Origin of the sequence: Pseudoalteromonas sp. TAB23 (assembly GCF_000498075.1) — a bacterium.
Lineage (GTDB): Bacteria > Pseudomonadota > Gammaproteobacteria > Enterobacterales > Alteromonadaceae > Pseudoalteromonas > Pseudoalteromonas arctica.
In genome coordinates this window covers 1-8,024 of the sequence record NZ_AUTP01000287.1, presented here as the reverse complement: position 1 = coordinate 8,024, position 8,024 = coordinate 1, and the positions used below count along the sequence as shown (strand labels likewise).

Annotated in this window: 5 protein-coding genes and 1 pseudogene; 4 read left to right on the top strand and 2 right to left on the bottom strand. The window is 35.1% G+C overall.

From position 1 onward, the window contains the following. Nucleotides 1-188: 188 nt before the first annotated feature. Nucleotides 189-771: pseudogene (locus L654_RS01000000126375) on the bottom strand (trimeric intracellular cation channel family protein). Nucleotides 772-1,188: 417 nt separating this feature from the next. On the opposite strand from L654_RS01000000126375, the gene L654_RS0117885 reads away from it, so the two are divergent. The 4 genes from L654_RS0117885 (at nt 1,189) to L654_RS0117870 (ending at nt 6,795) form a co-directional block, all read left to right on the top strand. Further along, on the top strand, nt 1,189-1,803 hold the full coding sequence (locus L654_RS0117885) for a cold shock domain-containing protein (RefSeq protein ID WP_024608652.1): 615 nt from the start codon (nt 1,189-1,191) through the stop codon (nt 1,801-1,803). Between the two features lie 178 nt (nt 1,804-1,981). Beyond that, nucleotides 1,982-4,867 carry a TrlF family AAA-like ATPase gene (locus L654_RS0117880; protein WP_024608651.1) on the top strand — a complete coding sequence of 962 codons (2,886 nt, stop codon included), beginning with the start codon at nt 1,982-1,984 and terminating at the stop codon, nt 4,865-4,867. 133 nt (nt 4,868-5,000) lie between these two features. Further along, nucleotides 5,001-6,503 (top strand): AAA family ATPase, encoded by a 1,503-nt coding sequence (locus tag L654_RS0117875; RefSeq protein WP_024608650.1) that lies wholly within the window; start codon nt 5,001-5,003, stop codon nt 6,501-6,503. Nucleotide 6,504: 1 nt separating this feature from the next. Beyond that, nucleotides 6,505-6,795, top strand: coding sequence for a hypothetical protein (locus L654_RS0117870; protein ID WP_139016114.1), 291 nt, complete (start codon nt 6,505-6,507; stop codon nt 6,793-6,795). Here the strand turns inward: L654_RS0117870 and L654_RS0117865 are convergent. Continuing rightward, a protein-coding gene (locus L654_RS0117865) for an IS3 family transposase (RefSeq protein WP_139016089.1) occupies nt 6,792-7,960 on the bottom strand; the annotation gives its coding sequence in 2 pieces (ribosomal slippage) (nt 6,792-7,684 and nt 7,684-7,960; 1,170 coding nt in all). The two genes, L654_RS0117870 and L654_RS0117865, sit on opposite strands and share 4 nt — an antisense overlap. Nucleotides 7,961-8,024 lie beyond the last annotated feature (64 nt).

Below are 8,024 nucleotides of genomic sequence, written 5' to 3'. Positions count from 1 at the left end.
CCGCCGTAGTGCTAGAAACCGATGGCAGTTTTAGCGTACTTAAGCAAAATAACAGCGGCTCTAAAACCGCGTTAAGCGATGTAGTGAGTGTTAAATCGTGATAGAGAGCATTAAAGAGTAATAAAAGAGGAGACAGGTATGATTGCCTAGCAGATTCAAACCTGTCTCATTTAATTTATTTAAGTTACTTACTTAGCGGGTTCTAATAAACTAAATGTAGGTAAGCGCCACTTAAAGCGTATTGATGCCATACGTATTAAGTACCCCGCAACCAAGCTCACAATAATGCTTATGTTGTCGTCAATATTGTAATGGTGCAATGCTAGGTATAAGCACGCTACAATTAACGATACGCTGGCATACAACTCGTTATGCAGTACTAACGGTGCTTGGCGACATATTAAATCGCGCAGTAACCCACCAAATACGCCAGTAACAACTGCGGCCACTACACAAATACCGTAATGTAATCCCATATTAAGCCCCACTTGGCAGCCAATAATACTAAAGGCAGCTAAACCAAGGGCATCCAAGCGCATAAATATACCTTTAAATTTAACCACCCATTTAGCCAGCCACGTAGTGACAATACCGGCAATACAGGTAATTAATAAATACTCAGGGTGTTGAACCCACGTAAGCGGGTAATTGCCTAGTAATATATCTCGAACGCTACCACCACCAATTGCGGTCGCACTGGCTANCTGCGCTAAGTGCGCCAGTCATGGCTTCTGCGGTAATACCAATAATATAAACAATCGTTAATAGCATGAGATAATCACTTGAAATTTGTGCGTAAAAATAAGGTGTGGATTGTATAGATAAATTAAGTAAATAACGAATGAAAAATCATACTAAAAAAGCATCATTCAGATAGAAATAACTAATAACAAAAACCAGTGTAAACAAGCTGTTAAGTTAAAGGGCGAGTGTGTAGTGGTTGATGTAAATTAAAGGACATATGGCCGCAAATTATAAATAAAACAGGTTGAGTTTAGTTGTTTTTATCACGTTCATTTTCAGCTGAATTTAACAACTTAGTTTAATAATTTGGTTTAATAGATAAAGCTTGAAAATTAACGCAATATGAATAATTGGTTGCATGGTTTTAATTTAGGAACGTATAATAACAAGTGTTAATTAAATGGAATTTGCGTAAAACGCAGTTTAAGCATAATAGGCGGATACATGCACAAAGGATTGTTAAAGACGTGGAAAACAGACAAAGGTTTTGGTTTTATTAAATCAGACACCCTAGAACACGACACGTTTATACACATATCAGCGCTCAAACACATGAGCCGTAAGCCTAAAGTTGGCGACACTATTTATTTTGAAGTAGCAACGCAGCCCGACGGCAAAACCAAAGCAATTAACTGCCGCATAGAAGGCGTTGCAGAGCTTAAAGCACCTTACCAAAAACACAAACAACAGCCGTACCGCATTGCTAAATCTAATTTTGCCAGTAGCTTTTTAGGTAAAGTTGCCTCAATAGCGCTAATTGCTGCACTTTGTTTTTATGCGATTAATAAATACAACACTCACTCAAGCAGCCAAACTCCCGTTATCTCCAATGATGATTTAGCCACCTTTGATGAAAAATATCCAAAAGTCGTTATTCCTAAAATCGTTACTCCAAAAAGCATGCAAAATTTTACGTGTGATGGCATGCAGCACTGCAGCCAAATGAATTCGCGTGCCGAGGCGGTATTTTTTATTAATAACTGCCCGAATACAAAAATGGATGGTGATAGTGATGGAAAACCTTGTGAGAACGATTCACGGTTTAAAACTGAGTGGTAATTTTATAAATCATTTAGTTAACAGGTAAGGTTTAATAAAAATAGAATTAATTGCTGTGTACAAATACAGTTATTTGCAATTTTCCCCATAACATTATTAAAAGTCCTTTTGGGATATTATATCCAAAAGTTGTTTAAGACATTATGTACATTCCATCTTCATAGTCAAAGGAAGTTAAATGAAAAGTAAAGGATCAGAGTGGAATAGGTGGGATTTACATTTTCACACTCCATCTTCGTATGATTATAAAGATAAAACGGTAACTAACCTTGAAATAATACAAGAAATGAAGCGTAATTCAATATCTGTATTTGCGATAACAGACCACCATGTTATTGATATTGAAAGATACAATGAGTTGAAAGAGCTTGGTGAACAAGAAAATATTACGGTTTTACCGGGCATTGAATTTCTCTCTGATGCAAGAGGTAAAGACCCAGTCCATTTTATAGGTATTTTTTCAGAAGATTGTAATTTAGCGCATGTGTGGGGGCAAATTAAACATAAGACCGATATTAATAAAGTTGATTTAGAAGGTCTTAGAGAAAATCAGGTTTATTGTGACTTGGTTGACACAATAAATTTAATTAAGTCTTTAGGAGGAATAGTTACCATTCACGCAGGTGAGAAAAGTGGTTCTGTGGAAAATATTACCCACTCTCTCCCTCATGGTACAGCTCAAAAGACTGAAATTGCAAAATCAGTCGATATCTACGAGCTAGGAAAGGAGACAGATCAAGATGGATACAGAAAGTTTGTTTTTCCAAATATAGGTAAAAACATTCCTATGATTATCTGTTCAGACAATCACAATATCCGTAACTATAAGATTAAACAAAAGTTATGGGTCAAAGGTGAACCTTCATTTTCAGGGTTAAAGTATGCGCTCAATGAACCAGAAAGTAGGTTTCATATAGGTGAAGAACCAAGCGTTATTAAAAGAGTCAGAGAGAATAAAACTAAATATATTAAATCTCTTAATATAAAGAGAACCGGTAAACTAGATAAAAATGCTGTTTGGTTTGACAACTTGGAAATACCATTAAATAGTGAGCTTGTTACTATTATTGGTCATAAAGGAAGTGGTAAAAGTGCGTTATCTGATATTTTAGCTATGTGTTCAGATGCAGAACACTCTCTTGATTATATATTTCTGCATAAAAACAAATTCAAAAAGAAAGGTCTAGCTGACAGATTTAGTGCTTGGCTTGAATTTGAAAGCGGAGGGAAAACAGAAAAGCGTGAGTTAATTCATACCATAGACGAGAGTCAAGAACGACTCGTTAGATATTTACCCCAAAGCTATTTTGAAAAGGTTTGTAATGAAATTGGAAAAGTTGATGCCTTTCGACAAGAAATAGAGAAAGTTGTTTTTCAATATGTCCCTTCAGAAGAAAGAATGGGAAAGGTATCCTTTCAAGAACTGATAGGGTTGAAAAAAGCATCTGCGGAAAAAGAAATACATCATATAAAAGAGAAAGTACTTCAGCTAAATGATGAAATTATACAACTTGAAAATGAAACAGATCCTGAGTTCAAAAAAAGTTTACTTAGCAAAAAGAAAATAAAAGAAGAAGAACTTAATGTCCACTGCTCTTCTAAACCTATCGCTATAGAAGATCCCTCTAAACAAGCTGAAACTGAAGTAACTAAACAAAAGAAAGTTGCTCTTAAGGGATTTAATACCTCTAAGTTGGCTATAGAAGCTGAAATTGAATTGATCAAGAATAACATTGCAGATAGAAAGCTTTTAATTGTTGAAGTTGATAAATTAAATCGAGACTTAAAGAATAAATATAATGAGTTAATTTTAACTATTACTGATGGTCAGAATACTTCTGAAAAATGTGGTTTTGATTTAACTAAGGTGATCAGTGTTAAATACGAAGAAGAAATCATTGACTCTAAAATTAAGGAATTAAAAGCATCAAATATGACCGATGCTGAACTAATTTTGGTTCAAGATGGTTGGGAGACAAAAGATTATGATTCACTTAATCTGGCTACGAAGGTTGAATTCTTAAAAGCTAAAATTAAAGAAATACAAGCAGACTTCACTGGCGAACAAAAGATTTACCAAGATTACTTGGATGCTCTTTCAGAGTGGGTGCTAAGAAAAACCGAAATTGAAGGTAACGCTGAAGCTATTGATAGCTTAAATTATATCAAAGGGAAATTACAGTATTTAGATACTGAACTAAATGATGAACTTAGGATATTAAGAGAGTCTAGAATCACTAAGTCTATTGAAATATTTTCTAAAAAAGCAGAAATAAAATCATTTTATGATGAAGTAAAGGTAGAAATATCTAAGAAACTTTCTGAATCTGACGTTTCAGGTCTCAGTATCGCAAGCTCCTTCTACTGCTCAAACGAGTTCAAAAACTCCCTTTTGAGGAATATAAAACAAAATAAAATAGGGTCTTTTTATGGTAGTGAAGATGGATTAACTTTACTTCAGGATGAGCTCATTGCTCCTATAGACTGGAATGAACCAGATGGTATTACTGATTTTTTAACAAAAGTAATTGAATATTTGGAGTTTGATAAGCGACCAAGCTCTACGGGTATAGAAAAGACTTTCATCGGTGGTGTTACTAAGGATAGAGAAGAGCTATATTCTTATATTTTCGGGTTAAGCTTTCTTGAACCGTTTTATGACCTACAGCAAAAAAATAAAAGCTTAGATCAACTGTCACCAGGCGAAAAAGGAGCACTTCTTTTAGTGTTTTATTTGGTGCTTGATAAAGAGGAAGTTCCTCTGATAATAGATCAGCCTGAAGATAATTTAGATAATAATAGCGTAGCTAAAGTGCTTGTACCTTATATTAAAGAGGCTAAAAAATACAGACAGATAATAATGGTTACTCACAATCCCAATTTAGCTGTTGTAGCTGATTCTGAGCAAGTTATTAAAGTTGATATTGATAAGGAATCCGGGAATAAATTTACTTTTATTTCTGGTGGTATTGAGCAAGCTATTATTAATGAGCAAATTGTAGAAGTACTAGAGGGGACGATACCCGCATTTACCTTAAGAAAGGATAAATATCAAATTTTGTAGGGAAAGCAGAACAGTGACACCCATCCTAAATTTTGCTGTTCAATTATAGTGGCTGTCTTGTTTAATTTCTTACTAAGACGTTATGCATATTAAAGCCACATTGCTAATTAACGTAAGGTAAAAGGAAAGATTTGTGAGATATTATCTCTTTACATCAAAGTCTAAAGTCAGTGAAATTGAAGAGTACCCAGCAGTTGTCCTAAGGCGTGATAGTTGGGATGATTTTGGCTATAAGACGACATTAGAGTTAATGTATTACCCATCTCAGAAAGAAGGTGGTCAAGCTATAGGTCACGCTAAAATCATGCATGATGGCGATGCTGAAGGTTATACTGATTTCAAGGAACATCAGTTTAACGAATTAAGCGAACACTATTGCTGTTTAGGGCAGACTTCTGAGTATTATAAAAATATAAAAAGGTTGAATTTAGAATGCATGCTTGAAGATCTCAATGATTGCGCTGTAAGTGATACGATTCGAGGGAAATTTTCAAGTTTAGTAGGGTTTAGTACTTCTTTATTACGTTCTAGCATGGCGGAAAAGCTATTAAATGAAGCAAAGGTGATCTTTTCTAGCCAAGTCACAGTCCCCCAAAAAAAGGAGGATGATTTTTCTTTTAAATACAATGTTCAATTATTAAACTCTCGAGAGTCTACTGAGATGAGTTTTAATTTTGCGCGAGAAGAAATCTTACCATTTAGAATTAATGTTTTGGTTGGAAAAAATGCTTGTGGTAAATCTCAAGTCCTATCCAATCTAGCTTTGACATTATCCGGTATGGGGATTGAAAATAAGGGGGAAATTACAAAACATGACCATAGCTCTTTATTTGGTGACGTTCATGTTATCTCATACAGTCCTTTCGATACGTTTAAAGATTTATCTCAATTAAACGGTGGTAAAGTTTCTAAAACTAATATTAGCTCTGGCCTGATACCGTATAAGTTTTATGGGATTAGGAAGTTAGTTAATATTGATGGTAAACAAGAGGTCGTACTCAAATCACACAAAGAAACAAAGAAAGAATTAAACAAAAGTTACAATGAGATTCTTAAAAACAATCAACTTGATTTCATATCAGAGATATTTGAAACATGCCTTGGTTGGAAAGTAGTAACTGGTGACCCTAAAAAAGTAATCGATAATTATGATAACTTTAGTAGTGGTCAAAAGATTTTAGTTAAAACGATTACGGACTTCCTTTCATCAGTAAAAAAAGACGATTTAGTATTAATTGATGAGCCAGAAACTTACTTGCATCCGCAAGGTGTTAGTAATTTTTATCATTGTATAAAAAAACTATTAGATTATACAAAATCATACTGCATCATGGCTACTCACTCACCTATTATTATTCAGGAAACACCTTCAAAGTTCATTAATATAATGACTGAAGTCGGCACAAATATTAGAGTTAAAAAACCTAATTCGGAGACGTTAGGTCAAGGTTTTAGCTCAATAATCAGTGAGATATTTAAAATTGACTTTGATGATTTGAGTTTCTTTGACACCCTTGAAGAGTTTAAGAAAAAAGGTGTAACATTGGATAAGCTGGAATTAATTTTAGGAAATAAACTAGATTTTAGCGCGAAGAGTTATTTTATGAGCTTAAATGGTCCTAATAATGAAGAGTAGTGTGTTACCTAATATCGTCGAACCTGATAATTTCAAAACATTTGTGAAGTACAGGAAGGGTGATATAAGAATCAATTTGTTGAGTGTACAAAAGAAGATTATTTATTACTATCAACACTATAATATTCAAAATAAACACATTCACAAAATAAGACCTAATAAGCTAATTGGTCCTGAAAAAGTTACTATGATTGGTGCCTATGAAAGTTATGAATCCAAAGCGATTATTGCTTACCGTGATGCTCTGTTTGAACATATGACGTGGTCAACTAAATTCAGTCACCCTAGTTAAGAAACCATATCTAATGTTTCGGTTCGTTCTTCAAAGTCATTTGGGCTTTGATAATTTAAGTACGAATGTAAGCGACGACTGTTGTACCACATGCAGATGTAATTCATTACATCCTGTTGAGCTTCATAACGCGTTGGGTAATTTTTCCAATGCACGCGCTCTTGCTTCAAACTACCGAAGAAGCTTTCTGCAACAGCATTATCCCAGCAACAACCTTTCTTACTCATGCTACCAATGAAGTCGTTTGACTTGAGCAATCTACGATATTGATGGCTTGCATATTGAACCCCTTGATCTGAATGGATAATCAACCCTGCTTTGGGTTGGCGTTGCCACATCGCCATAGTCAGTGCGTCACAGACAAGCTGCGCTTTCATTCGTGAGCCCATGCTCCAACCAACGACTTTACGCGAATATAAATCAATCACTACCGCCAGATATAACCAACCTTCTGCAGTCCAAACATAAGTGATATCTTGTACCCAAGCTTGATCAGCGGCTTCAACGTTGAAGTTTTGCTCAAGTACATTGGGATAAATAGGCTTGTTATGGTCACTATTCGTTGTTACTTTGTATTTCTTTTTATAACGCACCCAGACATTTGCCTCTTTCATTAACTGTGCTGTTTTGTGACGGCTCACCGGAAAACCGAGTGCATTTAAGACTTTCTGAATACGCCTTTCACCGTAAGTATTATCACTGAAGTGCGCTATGTCCTTGACCCAATCAATCATTTCTTGATGTGTTGGATCCTCTGATTTAGTTGAATATCGCTTTTGATAACTATAGTAATTGTTACTTTTTACACCCAGTATTCGGCACATTACCGCCACAGGCCAGGTCTTCTTGTATTGGGTTATGAACGAGTATTTCACTTCGTTTCTTTGGCAAAGAAGACCGTCGCTTTTTTTAATATTTCACGCTCCATTTCTAGGCGTTTCACTTGCGCTTTTAGCTCTCTGATCTCTTCTTGCTCAGGGGTCAAATTACCATTCCCTCTAAAAGCCTGCCCATCATCATTTTCAGCTTCTTTTATCCACCGACCAAGCATGTTGGGATTTACCCCTAAATTTCTAGAGGCTTCTGCTTGAGAGTAGTTTTGCTCAACAACTAATGCGATGGCATCAAGTTTAAATTCTTTGGAATACTTTTTACGTTTTGTCATTATCGATCTCCAGTTAAGTTGATTATCTCTTAACTGGGGTAGTCGAATCCATTAAACCACGTCA

Bases quoted from the DNA above. Each gene is read 5' to 3' on its own strand.
- L654_RS0117885 (WP_024608652.1), top strand. From the start codon at position 1,189: ATGCACAAAGGATTGTTAAAGACGTGGAAAACAGACAAAGGTTTTGGT.
- L654_RS0117880 (WP_024608651.1), top strand. From the start codon at position 1,982: ATGAAAAGTAAAGGATCAGAGTGGAATAGGTGGGATTTACATTTTCAC.